Source organism: Paenirhodobacter huangdaonensis (assembly GCF_004022465.1).
GTDB classification, from domain to species: domain Bacteria; phylum Pseudomonadota; class Alphaproteobacteria; order Rhodobacterales; family Rhodobacteraceae; genus Rhodobacter; species Rhodobacter huangdaonensis.
Map to the genome: position 1 here is coordinate 112,611 of NZ_SAVA01000008.1, position 18,133 is coordinate 130,743.

Sequence of the window (18,133 nt, forward strand, 5' to 3'; positions counted from 1 at the left end):
TCCCTGTCCCTGCCTGTTCCGGAGGGGCATCCTGCCCGAAGCGCAGGGAGAACGGAAGGGCTCAGGGCAGCACGTTCGTGGTCCAGCGTGTGCCGCCCATGCGCCGGATATGGGCGACGCATTTGTCGAAATGCTGGTCGTGCGGCGAGGACATCTGCTGCGTGTAACGCATGTTCTGCAAGATGCCGACGGACCCCATCGCGGGTTCGCGGCAGGCGATGTGCCAGCGGCCCTGGGAATCCCGGCCCGCGGTGCAATAATTGCGGTCTGCCATCTTCTCCTCCTTGCGCCTGGCCTGCCGCCTGGCTCCTCGCATGTGGCAGGCGATGCCCGGCAAGGGTCATCCCGGGCGCGGGAAAAGACAAGATGACCCGTCGTCGCGTCTGCCCTGCGGTTTCGTGACGGTTTCTTGACACGGGTCAAGGACAGTTTCGCTGCCCTGCGGCAAGATGGCACCGGATCAGACGGAGGGACGCGCATGGAAGATCAGAGCATCGGCGGGACGGCGCCGGCAGCAGAACCGCAGCAGGTGCCTGCACCGGCGGCAGAGCTGGTGCCGGAGGGGGGCGAGACCGTCGCGGCGCCCGCCGGGACCGGGCCGGCCGAAACCGAGCCGGGCGAGGATGCGCTGAAGGGGCCGCAGAGCTTTCCGAAGCTCGACCCGAATGCGATCCGGTTTGCCTTCGAGAGCGGGAAATACCCCTATCCGCGCCGGATGGGGCGCCCTGCCTACGAGAAGGAGAAGGCGCTGCTGCAGGCCGAGCTGCTGAAGGTGCAGCTTTGGGCGCAGGAGACCGGGCAGAAATTCGTCATCCTCTTCGAGGGGCGTGACGCGGCCGGCAAGGGCGGCACGATCAAGCGCTTCATGGAGCATCTCAACCCCCGCTTCGCGCGGGTGGTGGCGCTGAACAAGCCGTCCGAGGTGGAGAAGGGGCAATGGTTCTTCCAGCGCTACATCGAGCACCTGCCGACGGCGGGCGAAATGGTCTTTTATGACCGCAGCTGGTACAACCGCGCCGGCGTCGAGCGGGTGATGGGCTTCTGCACGCCGACCGAATATCTCGAATTCATGCGCCAGACCCCCGATCTTGAGCGGATGCTGGTGCGTTCGGGGGTGCGGCTTTACAAATACTGGTTCTCGGTCACCCGCGAGGAGCAGCGCCGTCGCTTCACCGAACGCGCGACCGATCCGCTGAAACGCTGGAAACTGAGCCCGATCGACCTCGCCTCGCTCGACAAATGGGACGATTACACCGAGGCGAAGGAGGCGATGTTCTTCTACACCGACACCGCCGACAGCCCCTGGGTGATCGTGAAATCGAACGACAAGAAGCGGGCGCGGCTGAACTGCATGAAGCATTTCCTGTCGACGCTCGACTATCCCGACAAGGATCCGGCGGTCGCCACGCCGCCCGATCCGCTGCTTGTGGGCCACGCCAGCCATGTGATCCATCAGGCCGACCATATCCTTGGCGCTGCGCTGCATCCGGCAACGCGGCGGGCCACGCCGGCCAAGCCCTGACCGGGGGGACGGGGCAGGGGGCGGCGGCTTCCCGCCGCTACTCCCGCCTTGGCTGAAATTCTCGTGAAATCCGCCTCCTGCGGGCTGGACCTGCCGCGCTGCAGCATGGCACTTTCGAAAAATGCGATATGTCGCGTCGGAAATGCCGCGCGGCGGCGTATGATCGGGTGCCAGCCCAACAACAGGAGTCGTTGAATGCGCAAGCTCTTTACCGTGACCCTTCCTGCCGCCATGGTCCTCGGGGCCGTCACCCTCGCGGTGGCCAGCCCGATGGAGGCCGTCGGTGCGCGCCAGACCTATTTCAAGAAGCTCGGCTATGAGATGAAGAAGATGGGCGAGCTGGCCAAGGCCTATGATCCGGCCGCGGCGAAGACCGAGGCAGAGGCCCTCGCTCCGCTGCTCGCAAGCGATTTCAAGGACTTCTTCCCCGAGGGCAGCTCGGTTGCCGAGATTTCGGACGACAACCGCGCGAAGCCCGCGATCTGGTCGAATTTCGATGACTTCCTGGCCAAGGAAAAGGCCTTCAAGGATGCCGGCGCGGCGCTGGTTGCGGCGGCGGGCGGCGAGGATGCGGGTGCTTTTGCCGCGGCCTTCGGCAAGTTCGGCGGCACCTGCAAGGCCTGCCACGACGAGTACCGCCTGCCGGAGTGATCCCGGGCGCGTGCTGACAGCGGTCCGGGCGGCGGCGCCCGGACCATCTTTTTGTGACGGAGCAGATGATGAGCGACACCCCCGAGACCGGCCGGCAGATCTGGGACCCGGCGCTGCGGCTGTTCCACTGGCTGCTTGCGGTCGCCGTGATCGGCGCCTGGCTGCTCGGCCATTTCGGGCCGCTGCAGATGACCTGGCATTTCTGGCTGGGCTACACGGTGCTCGGGCTGCTGATCTTCCGCCTCGTCTGGGGCGTCGTCGGGCCGCGCACCGCGCGCTTTGCCTCCTTCGTGAAAGGGCCGCGGGCGGTTCTCGCCTATGCCCGCACCTTGCCCGCGCGCCGCGCCGTGCATGTCGCCGGCCACAACCCGCTTGGCGGCTGGTCGGTGCTCGCGCTGCTGCTGGCGCTGAGCGCGCAGGTGCTGACCGGGCTGTTCCTCGACCCCGAGGATTACATCAACACCGGGCCGCTTGCGGGCTGGGTCTCGACCGACTGGAACCGCTTCGCGCTCTCCTGGCATCATCGCCTCGCCTGGCTGGTGGCGGCGCTCGTCGTGCTGCACATCGGCGCCATCGTCTTCTACCGGCTGTGGAAGCGCGAGGATCTGGTCACCCCGATGATCACCGGCCGGCGTCGCGACTGAGCATCCTCCTTGCCGCGGCCGGGCGGCTCGGCTAGCGTCCGGCCATGTTCTCACCGCAGGCCCAGATCCCCCCGGCGCGGCTGTCCCTCGCCGCCCATATCCGTGCGCTGCTCGCGCTCGGGCTGCCGCTTGTCGGCTCGAACCTCGCGCAGATGGCGCTGCATGTCACCGACACGATGATGCTCGGCCGCTATGGCGTGGCCGAGCTTGCCGCGGCGGTGCTGGCCTCGGGGCTGTTCTTCATCCTGTTCATCCTCGGCTCGGGGTTTTCCTATGCCGTGATGGGGCAGATCGCCGCCGCGCTCGGTGCGGGCGACGAGACCCAGGTGCGGCGCGATGCGCGCATGGCGCTGTGGCTGTCGATCCTGTTCGGGCTGGCGATGATGCCGGTGATGGCCTTCTCCGGGCCGCTTCTGCGGCTGCTCGGCCAGGCGCCCGAAACCGCGGCGCTGGCACAGCAGTATCTGCGCGTCGCCATGCTCGGCATGGTGCCCGCGCTGATCATCGCGGTGCTGCGCGCCTATCTCAGCGCGCAGCTGCGCACGCAGATGGTGATGTGGGTCACCCTCGTCGGGGTCGGGCTGAACGCGGCGCTGAACTGGGCGCTGATCTTCGGCCATTGGGGCGCGCCCGAGATGGGGCTGCGTGGCGCGGCGCTGGCCTCGGTGGTGGTGCAGATCGTCACCGCGGCATTGCTGATGATCTATGCCGCCTGGCTGCCCGACCTGCGCCGCTTCCGGCTGTTCCAGCGCTTCTGGCGCCCCGACTGGGAGGCCTTCCGCGCGGTCTTCCGCGTCGGCATGCCGATCGGGCTCACGGCGCTCTTCGAGACCGGGATGTTTCAGGCCTCGGCGGTGATGATGGGCTGGATCGGCACCGAGCAGCTCGCCGCGCATGGCATCGCGCTCGAGCTCGCCTCGATCATGTTCATGGTGCACTTGGGGCTGTCGAACGCGGCAACGGTGCAGGTCGGGCGGGCGCGGGGCGCACGCGATTTCGCGCGGCTGCGGATGGGCGCGGCGGTGGCGCAGCTGCTGTCCTTCCTCTTCGCGCTGCTGTCGGTCAGCCTGTTCCTCGGCGCGCCGCAACTGCTGATCGCCCCCTTCCTCGATGGCACGAAACCCGAGGCGCAGGCGATCCTCGGCTTCGCCACCCGCCTGCTTGCGGTGGCGGCGCTGTTCCAGCTCTTCGATTCGACCCAGGTGATGGCGATGGGGCTGCTGCGCGGGGTGCAGGACACGCGCGTGCCGATGTGGGTGGCCGGCGCCTGCTACTGGCTGATCGGCATTCCGGCGGGCTATGCCCTCGCCTTCGTGCTCGGTCTTGGCGGGGTGGGGCTCTGGCTCGGCCTTGCCTGCGGGCTCGTCTGCGCCGCGACGATCCTGATCCTGCGCTTCTGGCGCGGCCCCTGGCTGCACGCGGCGTAAGGGGGCGCTGCCCCCTCGCGGCGCGCGCCGCTCACCCCCGAGGTCTTTCGGGCAAGGAGAAAGCCCCGGACCTTCGAGAAAACCTGCGCCGTCCCGCTTCCAATTGCTGAAAATATCCCGGGGGTGAGCCGCGGCACGCGGCGAGGGGGCAGCGCCCCCTTCGCACCGGTTCAGTCGGCGCCGCCTCCGGTGGGCAGGCCCTTCATCAGCCGCTCAGCCTTCTTGCGCACCAGCACCGTGCGCAAATCGTGCATCGCCAGCAGCAGGCTGTCGCTCACCTCGTCGAGCTGCGCCTCGCTCGCCTTCGTCTGCACCCAATGCGTGGTCAGGTTGAGGTAATCGACCGCGCGCAGGATGTCGTCGATGTCGCGCGCGGCCAGAAGGGCCACGCGCTTTGCCATCCAGGCCTCGATCTCGGCCAGGTCCTCGGGAGAGAGCCGCCGGTCGCCCTGCGGCTTGATCTCGCCGTTCCGGATGTTGACGACGGCGATCTGATCCATCTCGATCCGGCGCTGGCGGTTCTCGGTATCGACCTTGAACACCGCCGCGCCGTTCTCGCGGATGCGGAAATAGTAGTCCGGCAGATCGCCCGCCATCATGCCCCCTGTTACTTCAGCCCTTCGCAGAAGGCCTTGATCCGCGCGCAGGCCTCGGTCAGCGCCGCGTCCGAAGTAGCGTAGCTGATGCGGAAGTTCGGCGAAAGGCCGAAGGCCGCGCCGAAGACGACGGCGACGCCGGCCTCTTCAAGCAGCGCCGCGGCGAAGGCCTCGTCATCGGTGATCTTCACGCCGCCCTTCGAGGTCTTGCCGATGCAGCCCTCGACCGAGGGATAGACGTAGAAGGCGCCCTCGGGCGTCGGGCAGGTGATGCCCGGGCAGGTGTTCAGCGCGGCGACGACGAGGTCGCGGCGGCGCTCGAAGGCCTCGCGGCTTTCGGCGACGTAATCCTGCGGCCCGTTCAGCGCCTCGACCGCGGCATATTGCGAGATCGAGCAGGGGTTCGAGGTCGACTGCGACTGCACCTTGCCCATCGCCTTGATCAGCGCTTCCGGGCCGCCCGCGTAGCCGATGCGCCAGCCGGTCATCGCATAGGCCTTGGAGACGCCGTTGCAGGTCAGCGTGCGGTCATAGAGGCCGGGTTCGACCTGTGCCGGGGTGACGAATTCGAAATCGCCGAAGGTCAGGTGTTCGTACATGTCATCCGACATCACCCAGACCTGCGGGTGACGCATCAGCACGTCGGTCAGCTCCTTCAGTTCCTCGCGCGAATAGGCGGCGCCCGACGGGTTCGAGGGCGAGTTGAAGATGAACCACTTCGTCTTCGGCGTGATCGCCGCTTCCAGCTGCGCGCCGGTGATCTTGTAGCCGGTCTGCATCCGGCCCTCGACGAAGACCGGGGTGCCGCCGGCGAGCAGCACCATGTCCGGGTAGCTCACCCAGTAGGGGGCGGGGATCACCACCTCGTCGCCCGGGTTCAGCGTGGCGACGAGCGCGTTGTAGAGCACCTGCTTGCCGCCGGTGCCGACGGTGATCTGCGAGGGCTTGTAGCTCAGCCCGTTCTCGCGCTCGAACTTGGCGCAGATCGCCTTCTTCAGTTCCGGGATGCCGTCGACGGCGGTGTATTTCGTCTTGCCGCTCTCGATCGCGGCGATCGCGGCGCGCTTGATGTTCTCGGGCGTGTCGAAATCGGGCTCGCCCGCGCCGAGGCCGATCACGTCGCGTCCGGCCTCCTTCAGCTCGCGGGCCTTGTTCGTCACCGCGATCGTCGGCGAGGGTTTCACGCGCGCAAGCGTGTCGGAAAGGAAGGCCATGGGAGAGCTCCGGTTTGAATCTGCCGGGTGCATCCTTTACGCCTGCCCCCGGCTGCGATCAAGAGACGCAGGCAGGGCGGGGGTTGACGCGTGCCCTGCCAAGGTGGCACAGCCCGTGACGGGTTCATCACAGGGGGGCGGCTATGATCGTCGAGACGAGCGAAGCGCGGCTGAAGCGGATGCGGATGCGCAGCTGGCGGCGCGGCACCAAGGAGATGGACCTGATCCTCGGCCCCTGGGCGGACGAGACGCTCGCCTCGCTCGACGAGGCGACGCTGACGCTTTATGACGCGCTGCTCGAGGAAAACGACCAGGACCTTTATCTGTGGGTGTCGGCGGCGCTGCCCTGCCCGGAGGTCTATGCCGAGCTGCTGGCGACGATCGCCCATTTCGCCCGTTCGCGGCATCTGAACGTGCGCGCCTGAGCCGCCGGGCGGGGCGGGTTTAACGGAAATTTGTCTTTTCTTCGCGAGTCTCGATCCGGGAACGAGCGGCGGGAGAGACAGATGACCTTTCAAACCCCCATGACGACGGTGCGCGACGAGGCGGAGCGGGACTGCCCGCCGCCGGTGCTGCTTGCGGGCTATCTCGACAGCCTGTCGCTGATCGAGCGGCTGCACCGGCTGCTGCTCGACGTGATCAAGGACGAGTTCGAGCGCACCGCGGTGCTCGACATCAACCCGGTGCAGGCGCTGTTGCTGTTCAACATCGGCGAGAACGAGGTGACCGCGGGCGAGCTGAAATCGCGCGGCTACTACCAGGGCTCGAATGTCAGCTACAACCTGAAGAAGCTGGTCGAGACCGGCTACATGCACCACCAGCGCAGCGAGGTCGACCGCCGCTCGGTGCGGGTGCGGCTGACCGCGAAGGGGCGGCGGATGCGCGATGCGGTGGCCGAACTCTTCTGCCGCCAGGCGCGCGGCATGGAGGCGCGCGGCGCGATCGACCTTGCCCGGATCGAGGAGATGAACCGCACCCTGCGCCGGATGGAGCATGCCTGGAGCGAGCAGATCCGCTACATCTACTGAGCCCCGCGGCTGACGCCGGGGCGGGCTTGCCGGGCCCGGGCGCGCCGTGCTTCCCTCTGCACAGGTCGCGACAGGGGCGGCCGGCGCGGCAGGGAGGAACGGATGCGGCGGATGATGCGGATCGGGGCGCGGGTGCTGCTTGCGGTGGTGGTGCTTGCCATCGCCGTGGGCGTCTGGAAGCGCGAGGAGATCACCCGGCTCATCGCGGTGAACGGGCTGTTTTCGGAACAGCGGATCGTGCAGAACTTCTCGCACATGGACCGGCTGTTCCGCTCGCGCGTGCTTGACCGCGGCACGGGGCCGGTCTCGGCACTGCCGAAGGGGGCGGAAGAACCGATCCGCCCGGCCGAGCGCGACTGGATCACGCGCCGCACGGTCACCGCGCTGGTGATGCTGCGCGCGGGCGAGATCGTGCAGGAGGATTATTTCCTCGGCACCGGCGCGGACGATCTGCGGATCAGCTGGTCGATGGCGAAATCGGTGCTTTCGGCGCTGTTCGGCACGGTGGTGGCCGAGGGCAAGATCCCCGATCTCGACGCACAGGTGACGGAGTATGTGCCGGCGCTGAAGGGCTCGGCCTATGACGGCACGACGATCCGCGATGTGCTGACCATGTCCTCGGGCGTTGCCTTCAACGAGGATTACATGGACTTCGGCTCCGACATCAACCGCATGGGCCGGGTGCTGGCGCTTGGCGGCTCGATGGATGCCTTCGCCGCCTCGTTGAAGACGCGGGCGACGGCGCCGGGCCGCCACATGCACTATGTCTCGATCGACACCCATGTGCTCGGCATGGTGATCCGCGGCGCCACCGGGCGCGATCCGGTCGCGCTGATGCAGGAGCGGATCATCGCGCCGATGGGGCTCGAGGCGAGCCCGGTGATGCTGACCGATGGCGAGGGCACGGGCTTCGTGCTGGGCGGGCTGAACCTGCGCACGCGCGACTATGCCCGGATCGGCCAGATGTTCCTGCAAAAGGGCTTTTGGAACGGGCGCCAGATCGTGCCGGCGGACTGGGTCGCGGCCTCGACCGCGCATCAGGCGGCAGACGGGGCGGGCTATGGTTTCCAGTGGTGGGTGCCGGTCGACAACGCCGATCACGGCGGCGATTACATGGCGCGCGGGATCTATGGCCAGTACATCTACGTGAACCCCGCGGCGGGCGTGGTGATCGCGGTGAACAGCGCCGATCGCGGCTTTGATGCCGAGGGCGTCAACGAGGAAAACCTTGCGATGTTCCGTGCCCTCGCGCAGGCTGCTCCCTGAAGGGGAGCGCGCGATGGAGATGGAGCCTTCGGTCAACGTGCTGGGCGGGCCGCTCGAGCTGTGCTCGGGCGCGCCGCGCACCGGCTTCTTCCGCGACGGGCATTGCAACACCTGCTGGGAGGATGCCGGTGCGCATACCGTCTGCGCGGTGATGACGCCCGAGTTCCTCGCCTGGTCGAGCTATGTCGGCAACGATCTCGTCTCGTCACGGCCCGAGCTTGGCTTCACCGGGCTGAAACCCGGTGACCGCTGGTGCCTGTGCGCAAGGCGGTTCCTCGAGGCGCATGACGAGGGCTGTGCGCCGCCCGTCGCGCTCGAGGCGACGCATGCGCGCACGCTCGAAGTGGTGCCGCTCGAGGTGCTGCGGCTCTACCGGGTGCTGCAGCCGTTCTGAGCCGGGTCGGCGACCGGGGTCCAGAGCACGTCCTCGATCCGCGGCGCCGAGGTGGCCAGCATCACCAGCCGGTCGAAGCCAAGCGCGATGCCGCTGGCCGCGGGCATCTGGGCGAGGGCGGCGAGGAAATCCTCGTCGATCGGATAGCGCTCGCCATAGATCCGGGCCTTCTCCTCCATCTCCAGCTCGAAGCGGTGGCGCTGCTCGGCGGCATCGGTCAGCTCGCCAAAGCCATTCGCCAGCTCGACCCCGCAGGCATAGAGCTCGAAGCGCTCGGCGACACGGTCGTCATCGGGGGCGGGGCGGGCGAGCGCCGCCTCGGCCGCCGGATAGCGGTCGAGGATCGTGGCGCGGCCATGGCCGAGATGCGGTTCGACCTTCTCGACCAGAACCTTCGACAGCATCAGCGACCAGGTGTCGTCGTCGCCGACCTTGATCCCCGCGGCGCGGCATTGTGCGCGCAGCGCCCCGGCATCGGTCTCGGCGCCGCGGCAGGTGGCCAGCAGGTCGATGCCGGCATGGCGGGCAAAGGCCTCGGCGACGCTCAGCCGCTCGGGCGCGGCGAAGGGATCGCAGTCGATGCCGCGATAGCGGAACAGCCGCACCCCCGCCGCCTCGGCCGCAAGCCGCAGCATCGCTGCGCAATCGGCCATCAGCACGGTGTAATCCTCGCCCACCCGATACCATTCGAGCATGGTGAACTCGGGGCTGTGGCGGCTGCCGCGCTCGCGGTTGCGCCAGACATGGGCGAAGGCGAAGATCCGCCGCTCGCCCGCCGCCAGCAGCTTTTTCATCGCGAATTCGGGCGAGGTGTGCAGATACATCGGATGCGGCAGCCCGTCATTGCCGATCGCGGTGGTGGTGAAGGCGTGCAGATGCGCCTCGTTGCCGGGGCTGATCTGCAGGGCGCAGGGATCGACCTCGATGAAGTCGCGCGCTTCGAGCCAGTCACCGATCGCGCGCCGGGTCCGGTTGCGCGCGAGCAGGATCGGGCGGCGGTCGGCGTGACGCTCGGCGTTCCACCACGGGGTCTCGGACATGTTCTGCGGCTTTCGACTGGAAATTCCGTTGCGGATGGTTTAGGCGCTCAGCCATCCGGGCGCCAGAGCCTGCCTTCTACAACCAGGAACCGCAATCATGGCCAAAGTCATCGCCTCCTCGATCCGCAAGGGCAACGTCCTCGATATGGACGGTGTCCTCTACATCGTTCTCACCGCCGAAAACGTCCACCCGGGCAAGGGCAACTCGGTCACCCAGGTCGAGATGCGCCGCATCTCGGACGGCGTGAAGGTGTCGGAGCGCTGGCGCACCGTGGACAGCGTCGAGAAGGCGCATGTCGACGAGGCCGAGTATGACTTCCTCTACGAGGACGGCGAAGGCTATCACTTCATGAACCCCGAAACCTACGACCAGATCGCGGTGAGCGAGGATGTCGTGGGCGACGCCAAGGTTCACCTGCGCGACGGCATCCGGGTGTGGATGCTGACCCACGAGGGCGTGGCGCTGTCGATCGAGCTGCCGCAGAAGGTCACCGTCGAGGTCGAGGAGACCGAGCCGGTGGTGAAGGGGCAGACCGCCTCGTCCTCCTACAAGCCCGCGACCTGCACCGGCGGCATCCGCGTGATGGTGCCCCCGCATATCGGCGTCGGCACCCGCATCATCATCAACACCACCGACAACTCCTACGTCGAGCGCGCGAAGGACTGATCCTTCGTCCCGATCCAGTTTGAAAGGCGCCCTTCGGGGCGCCTTTGCCGTTTCCGGAGGCCTCCATGGACACGATCCTTCTACGCCCGGCCGGTGCCGCGGACCGGGCTGCCATCGCCCGGATCTGGCACGCAAGCGCGGGCCACGGCGGGGCGCCGAACCTGCCCTCGCCCTCGTTTCTGCGCGAACGGGTCGAGGCCGCGCTCGGCACGCTCTGGCCGGAGGTGACGGTGGCCGAAGAGGCGGGCGAGGTCGTCGCCTTCCTGGCACTTGCGCCCGCGCGCGGCGTGCTCGAGGAGATCTTCGTGCAGCCCGACCGGATCGGACAGGGCCTTGGCCGGCGGCTGCTTGATCTGGCAAAGCGGCGGATGCCCGGAGGGTTCACGCTCTACACCTGGGCGCAGAATGCCCCGGCGCGCGCGTTCTATGAGCGGGCCGGGCTGGTGCTGACGCAAGAGGGGCGGCATCCGGAGCGCGGCCATCCGGTGGTGCATTATGCCTGGACGCCCGGGGGCTGAGCGGGCTCAGCCCTTGCGGCGCAGGCGGATCACCACATCGACGCGGCTGATCTCGGTGCCGGCGGGGGGCTCGGGCAGATGCGCGATTTCCAGCTCCTCGGGCGAGGCATCCGACAGGCGGTTGTCGTCTTCCCAGAAGAAATGCGGGTGATCGTCGATCCGGGTGTCGAAATAGCTGCGGGTGCCATCGACGGTGATCTCGTGCATGATCCCGGCATCGCAAAAGGCGCGCAGCGTGTTGTAGACGGTGGCGAGCGACACCCTCTCGCCCGCCTCGAGCGCCGAGGCATAGAGGCTTTCGGCGGTGACGTGGCGGTTCATGCCGTCGCCCACCAGCAGCGACGCCAGCGAAAGCCGCTGCCGCGTCGGGCGCAGCCCGCCCTCGGTCAGCCAGCGCTGACCTCGCTCATGTGCAAGCATCGATGTCACGGTCATGTCTCCAGAGCCAATCTATATTGCACGAAAGCCGAGGCTTTCAATGGGCAATCGGCGCCGGGCGGGGGCTTGCGGCCCGCACCGGGGGGCACCTGCGGCAGGGCCGGCCCTTGCACGTGCGCCTGCGCGGGTGATAGAGGGAAGGGGCAAACCACTGGGGGGACACGTGCCGATGGCTGGCTTTCCGACGAGCTTCGGGAAAGAGGATCTGCTGAAATGCGCGCGCGGCGAGCTGTTCGGGCCGGGCAATGCCCAGCTGCCGGCGCCGCCGATGCTGATGATGGACCGCATCACCGAGATCTCGGCCGATGGCGGGTTGCATGGCAAGGGCCATGTCGTCGCCGAATTCGACATCACCCCGGATCTGTGGTTCTTCGAATGCCATTTCCCGGGCAACCCGATCATGCCCGGCTGTCTCGGCCTTGACGGGCTGTGGCAGCTGACCGGCTTCAACCTCGGCTGGCGCGGCTGGCAGGGGCGGGGCTATGCGCTTGGCGTCGGCGAGGTGAAGCTCACCGGCATGGTGCGCCCCGATCGCAAGATGCTGACCTACAAGGTCGATTTCACCAAGGCGCTGCAGACCCGCCGGCTGACCATGGGCGTCGCCGACGGTATCGTCGAGGCCGATGGCGAAGTGATCTACATCGTCAAGGACATGAAGGTCGCGCTCTCCGAGAGCTGACCCCCGAACACTGAGGAGGCCACCATGCGCCGCGTCGTCATCACCGGTCTGGGCATCGTCTCGCCGATCGGCAATTCCGCTGCCGAAGTCACTGCCAGCCTGAAGGCCGGCCGCTCGGGCATCGTCTTCGCGCCCGATTACGCCGAGCATGGCTTCCGCAGCCAGGTCAAGGGCGAGCCGAAGATCACGCTCGAGGACCATATCGACAAGCGCAACCTGCGCTTCATGGGGCCGGGCGCCGCCTATGCCTTCCTGTCGATGGAACAGGCGATCGCCGATGCCGGGCTTGAGGCGGACGACGTGTCGAACCCGCGCACCGGGCTGATCGTCGGTTCGGGCGGGCCCTCGACCTCGAACTTCTTCGAGGCGCATCAGATCGTCATCACCAAGGGCGCGCCGAAGCGCATGGGGCCGTTCATGGTGACGCGCTGCATGTCCTCGACCGCCTCGGCCTGCCTCGCCACGCCCTACAAGATCAAGGGCGTGAACTATTCGATCACCTCGGCCTGCTCGACCTCGGCGCATTGCATCGGCAATGGCGCCGAGCTGATCCAGATGGGCAAGCAGGACATCGTCTTTGCCGGCGGCGGCGAGGAGCTGCACTGGACGCTCAGCTGCCTGTTCGACGCGATGGGGGCGATGAGCTCGAAATACAACGACACGCCCGAGACCGCGAGCCGGCCGTTCGACGTGACACGCGACGGCTTCGTCATTGCGGGCGGCGGCGGCATCGTGGTGCTCGAGGAGCTCGAGCATGCGAAGGCGCGCGGCGCCAAGATCTATGCCGAGCTCACCGGTTACGGCGCCACCTCGGACGGCTATGACATGGTTGCGCCCTCGGGCGAGGGCGGCGAGCGCTCGATGCGGCTTGCCCTCGACACCCTGCCCGAAGGCCGTAAGGTCAGCTATATCAACGCGCATGGCACCTCGACGGTCGCCGGCGACGTGACCGAGATGGATGCGGTGCGCCGCGTCTTCGGCGAGGGCTCGGTGCCGCCGGTCTCCTCGACCAAGTCGCTCACCGGCCACAGCCTGGGCGCGACCGGCGTGCACGAGGCGATCTATTGCCTGCTGATGATGCAGGGCGGCTTCATCGCCGCCTCGGCCAACATCACCCAGCTTGACCCGGCGATCCGGCCCGAGGAGATTGCCACCTCTCTGCGCGAGAACGTGGAGTTCGACTCGGCGCTGTCGAACAGCTTCGGCTTCGGCGGCACCAATGCGACTCTGGTGATGAGCAAATATCGGGACTGAACGGGACAGGCAGGACATGGCGGAGTTGATGAAGGGCAAGCGCGGCCTGGTGATGGGGGTCGCGAACGACCGCTCGATCGCCTGGGGCATCGCGTCGGCGCTGGCGGCGGAGGGGGCGGAACTTGCCTTCTCCTATCAGGGCGAGGCTTTCGGCAAGCGGGTGGAGCCTCTGGCGGCCTCGCTCGGCTCGACGTTGCTCGTCGATGTCGACGTGAACGATGATGCGAGCCTCGATGCCGCCTTCGCCCGGCTCAAGGAGGAATGGGGCACGATCGACTTTCTGGTCCATGCCATCGCCTATTCCGACAAGCACGAGCTTGCCGGGCGGTTCATCAACACCAGCCGCGAGAACTTCAAGAACTCGATGTGCATCTCGGTGTTCAGCTTCATCGACGTGGCGCGTCGCGCCGCCGAGCTGATGCCCGAGGGCGGGTCGCTGGTGACGCTGACCTATGGCGGCTCGAACCGGGTGACGCCGTTCTACAACGTGATGGGTGTGGCGAAGGCCGCGCTCGAATCCTCGATGCGCTATCTCGCGAATGACCTCGGCCCGCAGGGGATCCGGGTGAACGCGATCTCGCCCGGGCCGATGAAGACCCTCGCCGGGGCCGCGATCGGCGGCGCGCGCAAGACCTTCCGCCACACCGAGGCGAACAGCCCGCTGCGGCAGAACGCGACGCTTGAAGCCGTGGGCGGCACCGCGGTCTGGCTGTGCTCGGACTATGGCGCCTGCTCGACCGGCGATATCGTGATGGTCGATTGCGGCTATCACGTGCTTGGCATGCCGCAGCCGGAAAACCTCTGAGGCCGGAAGGCGCGCGATGCGGGGGCCCCTTCGGGGGCCCTTTTTGCTGCCGTCAGTCCTTCGCCGGCGGGTCGGCCTTGCGCAGCTCGTGCCGCAGCCGCGGCGTTTCCTTCTGGAACGCCTCGGCATCGCCGAAATCGCAGAACTCGCCGTAATAGACATGCGCGCCCTTCATCCGCCGCGCGTGCTTGATCGGGCACCAGTATTTCTCGGTCCGCGCCGCCACCTCGCGGACATAGGAGATGACGCCGTTGCCATAGCTGCAATACATGCAGTTCAGCTTCTGGATGCCGTTCAGATAGGCAAGGTGATGGCGGTCGATCACCACATGGTCGCGCCGGCGCACCTTCTGGATGCCGTAAACCGGAAAGCAGACCGCCTGATAGACCGTGACGAACAGATCAAGCAGCGCGAAGGGGACCACCACGGCGTAGATCAGCGGCGCGGTCAGCACGACCAGCGGCCGGGTGCGGCGCAGGAACAGCCACAGGTTGACCCGGGCGTGCCGATGCGCCTCGCGCACCCCCTCGCCAAAGACCACCCGCCCGCGCTCGAGGTGATAGCCGAGCCGGTCGCGCCGCCGCTCCCACTCCTCCTCGATCTGTGCCTCGAGCTCCGCGAGGCGCGCCTGCATCTTTTCCAGCGTCTCGGGCATGGTCTTCTCCTTCTTTGCCGCTAAGGTAGCGGGGCAGGGGCCGGTGCCAAGAGGGAAAACATGACCGAAGTTCAATTCTTTACCGCAGATGACGGGGCGCGGATCGGCTATCGCGACGCGGGCGAGGGGCCGGCGGTGCTGGCGCTGGCGGGGCTCACCCGCACCGGGCGCGACTTCGACTATGCGCTGCCGGCGCTGGCGGGCTGCCGGGTGATCCGGATGGATTACCGCGGCCGCGGCGCCAGCGACTGGACCGGTGCCGCCACCTATACCGTGCCGCGCGAGGGGGCGGATGCGCTGGCGCTGCTCGACCATCTCGGGCTGGCCTCGGCGGCGATCCTCGGCACCTCGCGCGGCGGGCTTATCGGCATGTATCTGGCCGCCGTCGCCAAGCCCCGCGTCACCGGGCTGTGCCTGAACGACGTCGGCCCGGCGCTGGAAAAGGACGGGCTGATGAAGATCTTCGCCTATATCGGCCGCAACCCGGTGGCGCAGACCTTCGACGAGCTGGCGGCGAAACTGCCTTCGGTGATGGCGGGGTTCGAGGGTGTGCCCGCAAGCCGCTGGCGCGAGGAGGTCGAACGCCATTACCTCGAGACGCCCGAGGGGGTGAAGATCAACTATGACCCGGCGCTGCGCGAGGCCTTCGTCTCGGCCTTCCCGGCCGATGGCAGCGTGCCCGAGGCCTGGCCGCTGTTCGACGCCTGCGAGGGGTTGCCGCTCGCGCTGATCCGCGGCGCGAATTCCGACCTGCTGGGCGCGGGTGCTGCGGCCGAGATGCGCCGCCGCCGCCCCGACATGCTGTTTGCCGAGGTGCCGGGCCGCGCCCACATCCCCTTCCTCGACGAGCCCGAGGCGGTCGCGGTGCTCAGGGACTGGGCGGCGCGGCTGTGATCGCGGCGCGGGTGAGCGGGCAGCGCTCACCGGCATAGAAGGTGTCGAGGAGGCGCGCGAAGACCGGCTCGCGCCCCTCGGAGGCCGCCTCGAAGAGCGTGGCGCAGGAGCGCAGCTTCAGCGCGTCGACGGGGCCCATGATGGTGTCGATCGGCGTGTCGGGGTGGGTGAGCACCGCCTCGGCCGCCGCGATCAGGTTCGCGCGCAGGGTGGGATCGGCGAGATAGGCGCGCGCCTCGGCGAGATCGCGCAGCCCGTATTCGATGGCCCGCGACGAGCGGCCGAGCGCGGCGAGCTGCGGGAAGATCCACCAGATCCAGTGCGTGAGCTTGCGCCCCGCGCGGAGTTCGTGCAGGGCGATCGGCAGGTCACGGGATTGCGGGGCGTGGAAGCGGTCGGGCATGGGCTCAACTGAGCTGCTTCGCGCGGGTCCGCAGTCGCTCGGCATACTGGTAGATTTCGGTCAGCGATCCGATCGCGATCCTCTCTTCTTCGTCGGTATCGAAAAGGCTCAGGTACCATTGCTTGCGATTGAAATGCAGTCTTGCAAGGGGCTTGCGATTGTTATTGTCGACCAGCACGGCACAATAGGTTTTTGCGTCCCTGAGCCCGACACGTTCGGCAGCGATAACATCCCGGACAATGGCCCGGATCGTCAGCATCCCCTCAACTTCATCCTGAGTGGTGACGATGTCCTCGGCCGGCGCTTCTTCATCCGGGTGTTCAATGTGCTGGGTTGTTTCCAGGGCGGAGGAGAGTTTCGCCTGAACCGCTTCGCGCACGATTTCGCGGAAGGCAATCTTGGTCGCGGCGCCAATGGCGTCCCGCACCTGAGCCGTGATCCGCCCGTCATAGACTTCCGAGGCAATGAGTTTGAGTAGCTCCTGCGAGGGCTCCTCAAACTGAGCGCTGAGAAATCGTTTGACGCTCGAGACATATTTCAGACGGCCTGCATTGAGCAGGATCTTGTCCACATCGAAGGTCGTTTTCTCAAATTTGCGAAGCTCGGTTACCGAGCTTGAGTTCAGATCAAGAAGGTCGAAGGTGAAGAACGGCTTGTTGTCGAGCTTGTTGGGTTCATCAAGATCTGTATAAAATTCATACAGTTGGCCGTTCGTAAGGATCGCGAAGCGGGCGTTGGTAACGGTGAAGTAGCGGAAAAGCTGCGCCAGATGCTTTCGCTCCAGCTTGGCGTCGAGAGGTTTGCATTCGACGAGAACGCGAACCTCATTGTTCAGCCGAATGGCGTAGTCAACCTTTTCACCTTTCTTGCCGACGGCATCGGCGGTGAATTCCGGAATGACTTCTGCCGGATTGAAAACATCGTATCCGAGGGACTGAAGAAACGGCAAGACGATCGAGGTCTTCACCGCTTCTTCGGTTATGATGGTCGCCGCATGTTGGCGGATACGCTCTGAAAGTCCTTTTAACGCAACATCAATTCCGTTCATCCCCAAATCCCTATGAATTCCCGCCATTCGCCCTTGCTCATGCCGGAAGTCTCCTGCGTCACGGCCTCTCCGGCAAGCCTTCTTTTCAGCACCTCGACCGCCTTGCCCGACAGGCTCACCCCGCCCAGACGGTAATCCTCGAAGGCCTCGTAGGCGGCGGGGACCCAGTCCTTGACGATCGCGCACATGGTCTCGGCATAGACCCGGATCTCGTATTGCGCATGGGTGTCGGCGCGCAGGCGCAGGAAGTGGAAGAGGTTGTGCAGGTCGATCTTCCAGTACCACTGCGTGTAGATGTTCGCGGGCAGGTTCATCCGCGCAAGTTCGCGCGCAAGGCCCAGCTTGCCGGCCTCGGCGTCGGGCGTCAGCATGTCCTCGTAATGGTCATAGCTGCGCATCGCGTCCTCGCGCAGCAGGTCGAGCACGCGCGCGGCCTCGGCCCCTTCCAGCACCTGACCGCGGCCCTGGTTGTTCACGGTGGACTGCGCGGCAAGGTTCTCGGGCGCGGGGATGTAGAACTCGCGGTCGAGGATCGAATAGCGCGCCGAATATTCGTTCACGTTGGCGGTGCGGTGGCGGATCCATTGCCGGGCGACGAAGACCGGCAGCTTGACGTGGAACTTGACCTCGCACATCTCGAACGGCGTCGAGTGCCAGTGCCGCATCAGATAGCGGATCAGGCCGCGGTCGTCGCTGACCGCCTTGGTGCCGCGGCCGTAACTCACGCGCGCCGCCTGGCAGATCGCCGCGTCATCGCCCATGTAGTCGATCACCCGCACCAGACCGTGGTCGAGCACCGGATGCGCGGTGTAGAGATGCGCCTCCATCCCCGGGGCGGTGGCGCGCAGGGTGGGGGAGGCGGTGGCGCGCTGTGCGGCGATCTCGGCTTCCTGTTCGGGGGTGAGCGGCATGGGGTCCTCCGGGATAGATTCGGGTCGCACTATATCTGGCGGGGCGGGCGCGCGGAACCGCGACATGATGCGGCGGTCG

23 protein-coding genes are annotated in these 18,133 nt (G+C 66.9%); 14 read left to right on the forward strand and 9 right to left on the reverse strand.

Annotated features, from left to right (window positions below; all coding sequences use genetic code 11):
• Positions 1 to 61: 61 nt before the first annotated feature.
• Positions 62 to 274 carry a hypothetical protein gene (locus EOW66_RS14060; RefSeq protein ID WP_128156952.1) on the reverse strand — a complete coding sequence of 71 codons (213 nt, stop codon included), beginning with the start codon at positions 272 to 274 and terminating at the stop codon, positions 62 to 64.
• A 204-nt stretch (positions 275 to 478) separates the two neighbouring features.
• On the opposite strand from EOW66_RS14060, the gene ppk2 reads away from it, so the two are divergent.
• The 4 genes from ppk2 (at position 479) to EOW66_RS14080 (ending at position 4,244) form a co-directional block, all read left to right on the forward strand.
• A complete protein-coding gene (gene ppk2, locus EOW66_RS14065; protein WP_128156953.1) occupies positions 479 to 1,522 on the forward strand; it encodes a polyphosphate kinase 2 in 1,044 nt (347 codons plus the stop codon).
• 195 nt (positions 1,523 to 1,717) lie between these two features.
• On the forward strand, positions 1,718 to 2,173 hold the full coding sequence (locus tag EOW66_RS14070) for a c-type cytochrome (RefSeq protein ID WP_113898970.1): 456 nt from the start codon (positions 1,718 to 1,720) through the stop codon (positions 2,171 to 2,173).
• Between the two features lie 68 nt (positions 2,174 to 2,241).
• Complete coding sequence (locus EOW66_RS14075) at positions 2,242 to 2,817, forward strand: cytochrome b/b6 domain-containing protein (RefSeq protein WP_128156954.1); 576 nt, start codon at positions 2,242 to 2,244, stop codon at positions 2,815 to 2,817.
• A 44-nt stretch (positions 2,818 to 2,861) separates the two neighbouring features.
• Positions 2,862 to 4,244: an MATE family efflux transporter gene (locus tag EOW66_RS14080; RefSeq protein WP_128156955.1), complete on the forward strand. Its 1,383-nt coding sequence runs from the start codon at positions 2,862 to 2,864 to the stop codon at positions 4,242 to 4,244.
• A 170-nt stretch (positions 4,245 to 4,414) separates the two neighbouring features.
• Here the strand turns inward: EOW66_RS14080 and EOW66_RS14085 are convergent, their stop codons facing one another.
• Together EOW66_RS14085 and EOW66_RS14090 are read right to left on the reverse strand one after the other, a co-directional pair.
• Entirely contained in the window at positions 4,415 to 4,840 is a 426-nt protein-coding gene (locus tag EOW66_RS14085; protein ID WP_128156956.1) for a hypothetical protein, read from the reverse strand.
• An 11-nt stretch (positions 4,841 to 4,851) separates the two neighbouring features.
• Positions 4,852 to 6,054: a pyridoxal phosphate-dependent aminotransferase gene (locus EOW66_RS14090; protein ID WP_128156957.1), complete on the reverse strand. Its 1,203-nt coding sequence runs from the start codon at positions 6,052 to 6,054 to the stop codon at positions 4,852 to 4,854.
• 146 nt (positions 6,055 to 6,200) lie between these two features.
• On the opposite strand from EOW66_RS14090, the gene EOW66_RS14095 reads away from it, so the two are divergent.
• From EOW66_RS14095 to EOW66_RS14110, 4 genes are all read left to right on the forward strand, one after another.
• Complete coding sequence (locus tag EOW66_RS14095; protein ID WP_128157054.1) at positions 6,201 to 6,479, forward strand: FAD assembly factor SdhE; 279 nt, start codon at positions 6,201 to 6,203, stop codon at positions 6,477 to 6,479.
• A gap of 99 nt (positions 6,480 to 6,578) precedes the next feature.
• Positions 6,579 to 7,082: a MarR family winged helix-turn-helix transcriptional regulator gene (locus EOW66_RS14100; RefSeq protein ID WP_239017599.1), complete on the forward strand. Its 504-nt coding sequence runs from the start codon at positions 6,579 to 6,581 to the stop codon at positions 7,080 to 7,082.
• A gap of 102 nt (positions 7,083 to 7,184) precedes the next feature.
• The gene (locus tag EOW66_RS14105; protein ID WP_128156959.1) at positions 7,185 to 8,348 is read left to right on the forward strand and encodes a serine hydrolase domain-containing protein; all 1,164 of its coding nucleotides are present in this window, start codon (positions 7,185 to 7,187) and stop codon (positions 8,346 to 8,348) included.
• A 13-nt stretch (positions 8,349 to 8,361) separates the two neighbouring features.
• Positions 8,362 to 8,742 carry a DUF2237 family protein gene (locus EOW66_RS14110; RefSeq protein WP_128156960.1) on the forward strand — a complete coding sequence of 127 codons (381 nt, stop codon included), beginning with the start codon at positions 8,362 to 8,364 and terminating at the stop codon, positions 8,740 to 8,742.
• On the opposite strand, the gene epmA is transcribed toward EOW66_RS14110, so the two are convergent.
• Positions 8,718 to 9,782: an EF-P lysine aminoacylase EpmA gene (gene epmA / locus EOW66_RS14115; protein WP_128156961.1), complete on the reverse strand. Its 1,065-nt coding sequence runs from the start codon at positions 9,780 to 9,782 to the stop codon at positions 8,718 to 8,720. The two genes, EOW66_RS14110 and epmA, sit on opposite strands and share 25 nt — an antisense overlap.
• Positions 9,783 to 9,879: 97 nt before the next feature.
• Here epmA and efp point away from each other — a divergent pair, with 97 nt between their 5' ends.
• Both efp and EOW66_RS14125 read left to right on the forward strand, forming a co-directional pair.
• A complete protein-coding gene (efp, locus tag EOW66_RS14120; RefSeq protein ID WP_128156962.1) occupies positions 9,880 to 10,449 on the forward strand; it encodes an elongation factor P in 570 nt (189 codons plus the stop codon).
• Between the two features lie 65 nt (positions 10,450 to 10,514).
• Entirely contained in the window at positions 10,515 to 10,967 is a 453-nt protein-coding gene (locus EOW66_RS14125) for a GNAT family N-acetyltransferase (protein WP_128156963.1), read from the forward strand.
• A gap of 6 nt (positions 10,968 to 10,973) precedes the next feature.
• Here the strand turns inward: EOW66_RS14125 and irrA are convergent, their stop codons facing one another.
• Positions 10,974 to 11,402, reverse strand: a complete 429-nt coding sequence (gene irrA / locus EOW66_RS14130) for an iron response transcriptional regulator IrrA (protein ID WP_128156964.1) — start codon at positions 11,400 to 11,402, stop codon at positions 10,974 to 10,976.
• A 172-nt stretch (positions 11,403 to 11,574) separates the two neighbouring features.
• On the opposite strand from irrA, the gene fabA reads away from it, so the two are divergent.
• The 3 genes from fabA to EOW66_RS14145 are packed head-to-tail and all read left to right on the forward strand — an operon-like array spanning position 11,575 to position 14,143.
• On the forward strand, positions 11,575 to 12,084 hold the full coding sequence (gene fabA / locus EOW66_RS14135; protein ID WP_113898982.1) for a bifunctional 3-hydroxydecanoyl-ACP dehydratase/trans-2-decenoyl-ACP isomerase: 510 nt from the start codon (positions 11,575 to 11,577) through the stop codon (positions 12,082 to 12,084).
• 24 nt (positions 12,085 to 12,108) lie between these two features.
• A complete protein-coding gene (gene fabB / locus EOW66_RS14140; RefSeq protein ID WP_128156965.1) occupies positions 12,109 to 13,338 on the forward strand; it encodes a beta-ketoacyl-ACP synthase I in 1,230 nt (409 codons plus the stop codon).
• Between the two features lie 16 nt (positions 13,339 to 13,354).
• A complete protein-coding gene (locus EOW66_RS14145; RefSeq protein ID WP_128156966.1) occupies positions 13,355 to 14,143 on the forward strand; it encodes an enoyl-ACP reductase FabI in 789 nt (262 codons plus the stop codon).
• A gap of 52 nt (positions 14,144 to 14,195) precedes the next feature.
• Here the strand turns inward: EOW66_RS14145 and EOW66_RS14150 are convergent, their stop codons facing one another.
• On the reverse strand, positions 14,196 to 14,798 hold the full coding sequence (locus EOW66_RS14150; RefSeq protein ID WP_128156967.1) for a hypothetical protein: 603 nt from the start codon (positions 14,796 to 14,798) through the stop codon (positions 14,196 to 14,198).
• A gap of 60 nt (positions 14,799 to 14,858) precedes the next feature.
• On the opposite strand from EOW66_RS14150, the gene EOW66_RS14155 reads away from it, so the two are divergent.
• Positions 14,859 to 15,692, forward strand: a complete 834-nt coding sequence (locus EOW66_RS14155) for an alpha/beta fold hydrolase (protein ID WP_128156968.1) — start codon at positions 14,859 to 14,861, stop codon at positions 15,690 to 15,692.
• On the opposite strand, the gene EOW66_RS14160 is transcribed toward EOW66_RS14155, so the two are convergent.
• Genes EOW66_RS14160 through thyX form a run of 3 tightly spaced genes read right to left on the reverse strand, consistent with a single transcriptional unit; the run spans position 15,667 to position 18,054 of the window.
• The gene (locus EOW66_RS14160) at positions 15,667 to 16,095 is read right to left on the reverse strand and encodes a DUF1810 domain-containing protein (protein ID WP_128156969.1); all 429 of its coding nucleotides are present in this window, start codon (positions 16,093 to 16,095) and stop codon (positions 15,667 to 15,669) included. The two genes, EOW66_RS14155 and EOW66_RS14160, sit on opposite strands and share 26 nt — an antisense overlap.
• A gap of 4 nt (positions 16,096 to 16,099) precedes the next feature.
• A complete protein-coding gene (locus EOW66_RS14165) occupies positions 16,100 to 17,143 on the reverse strand; it encodes a type I restriction endonuclease (protein WP_128156970.1) in 1,044 nt (347 codons plus the stop codon).
• On the reverse strand, positions 17,140 to 18,054 hold the full coding sequence (gene thyX, locus EOW66_RS14170) for an FAD-dependent thymidylate synthase (RefSeq protein WP_128156971.1): 915 nt from the start codon (positions 18,052 to 18,054) through the stop codon (positions 17,140 to 17,142). Before thyX ends, EOW66_RS14165 begins: the two co-directional genes overlap by 4 nt.
• Between the last annotated feature and the right edge of the window lie 79 nt (positions 18,055 to 18,133).

Bases quoted from the DNA above. Each gene is read 5' to 3' on its own strand.
- EOW66_RS14060 (WP_128156952.1), bottom strand. From the start codon at position 274: ATGGCAGACCGCAATTATTGCACCGCGGGCCGGGATTCCCAGGGCCGC.
- ppk2 (WP_128156953.1), top strand. From the start codon at position 479: ATGGAAGATCAGAGCATCGGCGGGACGGCGCCGGCAGCAGAACCGCAG.
- EOW66_RS14070 (WP_113898970.1), top strand. From the start codon at position 1,718: ATGCGCAAGCTCTTTACCGTGACCCTTCCTGCCGCCATGGTCCTCGGG.
- EOW66_RS14075 (WP_128156954.1), top strand. From the start codon at position 2,242: ATGAGCGACACCCCCGAGACCGGCCGGCAGATCTGGGACCCGGCGCTG.
- EOW66_RS14080 (WP_128156955.1), top strand. From the start codon at position 2,862: ATGTTCTCACCGCAGGCCCAGATCCCCCCGGCGCGGCTGTCCCTCGCC.
- EOW66_RS14085 (WP_128156956.1), bottom strand. From the start codon at position 4,840: ATGGCGGGCGATCTGCCGGACTACTATTTCCGCATCCGCGAGAACGGC.
- EOW66_RS14090 (WP_128156957.1), bottom strand. From the start codon at position 6,054: ATGGCCTTCCTTTCCGACACGCTTGCGCGCGTGAAACCCTCGCCGACG.
- EOW66_RS14100 (WP_239017599.1), top strand. From the start codon at position 6,579: ATGACGACGGTGCGCGACGAGGCGGAGCGGGACTGCCCGCCGCCGGTG.
- EOW66_RS14105 (WP_128156959.1), top strand. From the start codon at position 7,185: ATGCGGCGGATGATGCGGATCGGGGCGCGGGTGCTGCTTGCGGTGGTG.
- EOW66_RS14110 (WP_128156960.1), top strand. From the start codon at position 8,362: ATGGAGATGGAGCCTTCGGTCAACGTGCTGGGCGGGCCGCTCGAGCTG.
- epmA (WP_128156961.1), bottom strand. From the start codon at position 9,782: ATGTCCGAGACCCCGTGGTGGAACGCCGAGCGTCACGCCGACCGCCGC.
- efp (WP_128156962.1), top strand. From the start codon at position 9,880: ATGGCCAAAGTCATCGCCTCCTCGATCCGCAAGGGCAACGTCCTCGAT.
- EOW66_RS14125 (WP_128156963.1), top strand. From the start codon at position 10,515: ATGGACACGATCCTTCTACGCCCGGCCGGTGCCGCGGACCGGGCTGCC.
- irrA (WP_128156964.1), bottom strand. From the start codon at position 11,402: ATGACCGTGACATCGATGCTTGCACATGAGCGAGGTCAGCGCTGGCTG.
- fabA (WP_113898982.1), top strand. From the start codon at position 11,575: ATGGCTGGCTTTCCGACGAGCTTCGGGAAAGAGGATCTGCTGAAATGC.
- fabB (WP_128156965.1), top strand. From the start codon at position 12,109: ATGCGCCGCGTCGTCATCACCGGTCTGGGCATCGTCTCGCCGATCGGC.
- EOW66_RS14145 (WP_128156966.1), top strand. From the start codon at position 13,355: ATGGCGGAGTTGATGAAGGGCAAGCGCGGCCTGGTGATGGGGGTCGCG.
- EOW66_RS14150 (WP_128156967.1), bottom strand. From the start codon at position 14,798: ATGCCCGAGACGCTGGAAAAGATGCAGGCGCGCCTCGCGGAGCTCGAG.
- EOW66_RS14155 (WP_128156968.1), top strand. From the start codon at position 14,859: ATGACCGAAGTTCAATTCTTTACCGCAGATGACGGGGCGCGGATCGGC.
- EOW66_RS14160 (WP_128156969.1), bottom strand. From the start codon at position 16,095: ATGCCCGACCGCTTCCACGCCCCGCAATCCCGTGACCTGCCGATCGCC.
- EOW66_RS14165 (WP_128156970.1), bottom strand. From the start codon at position 17,143: ATGAACGGAATTGATGTTGCGTTAAAAGGACTTTCAGAGCGTATCCGC.
- thyX (WP_128156971.1), bottom strand. From the start codon at position 18,054: ATGCCGCTCACCCCCGAACAGGAAGCCGAGATCGCCGCACAGCGCGCC.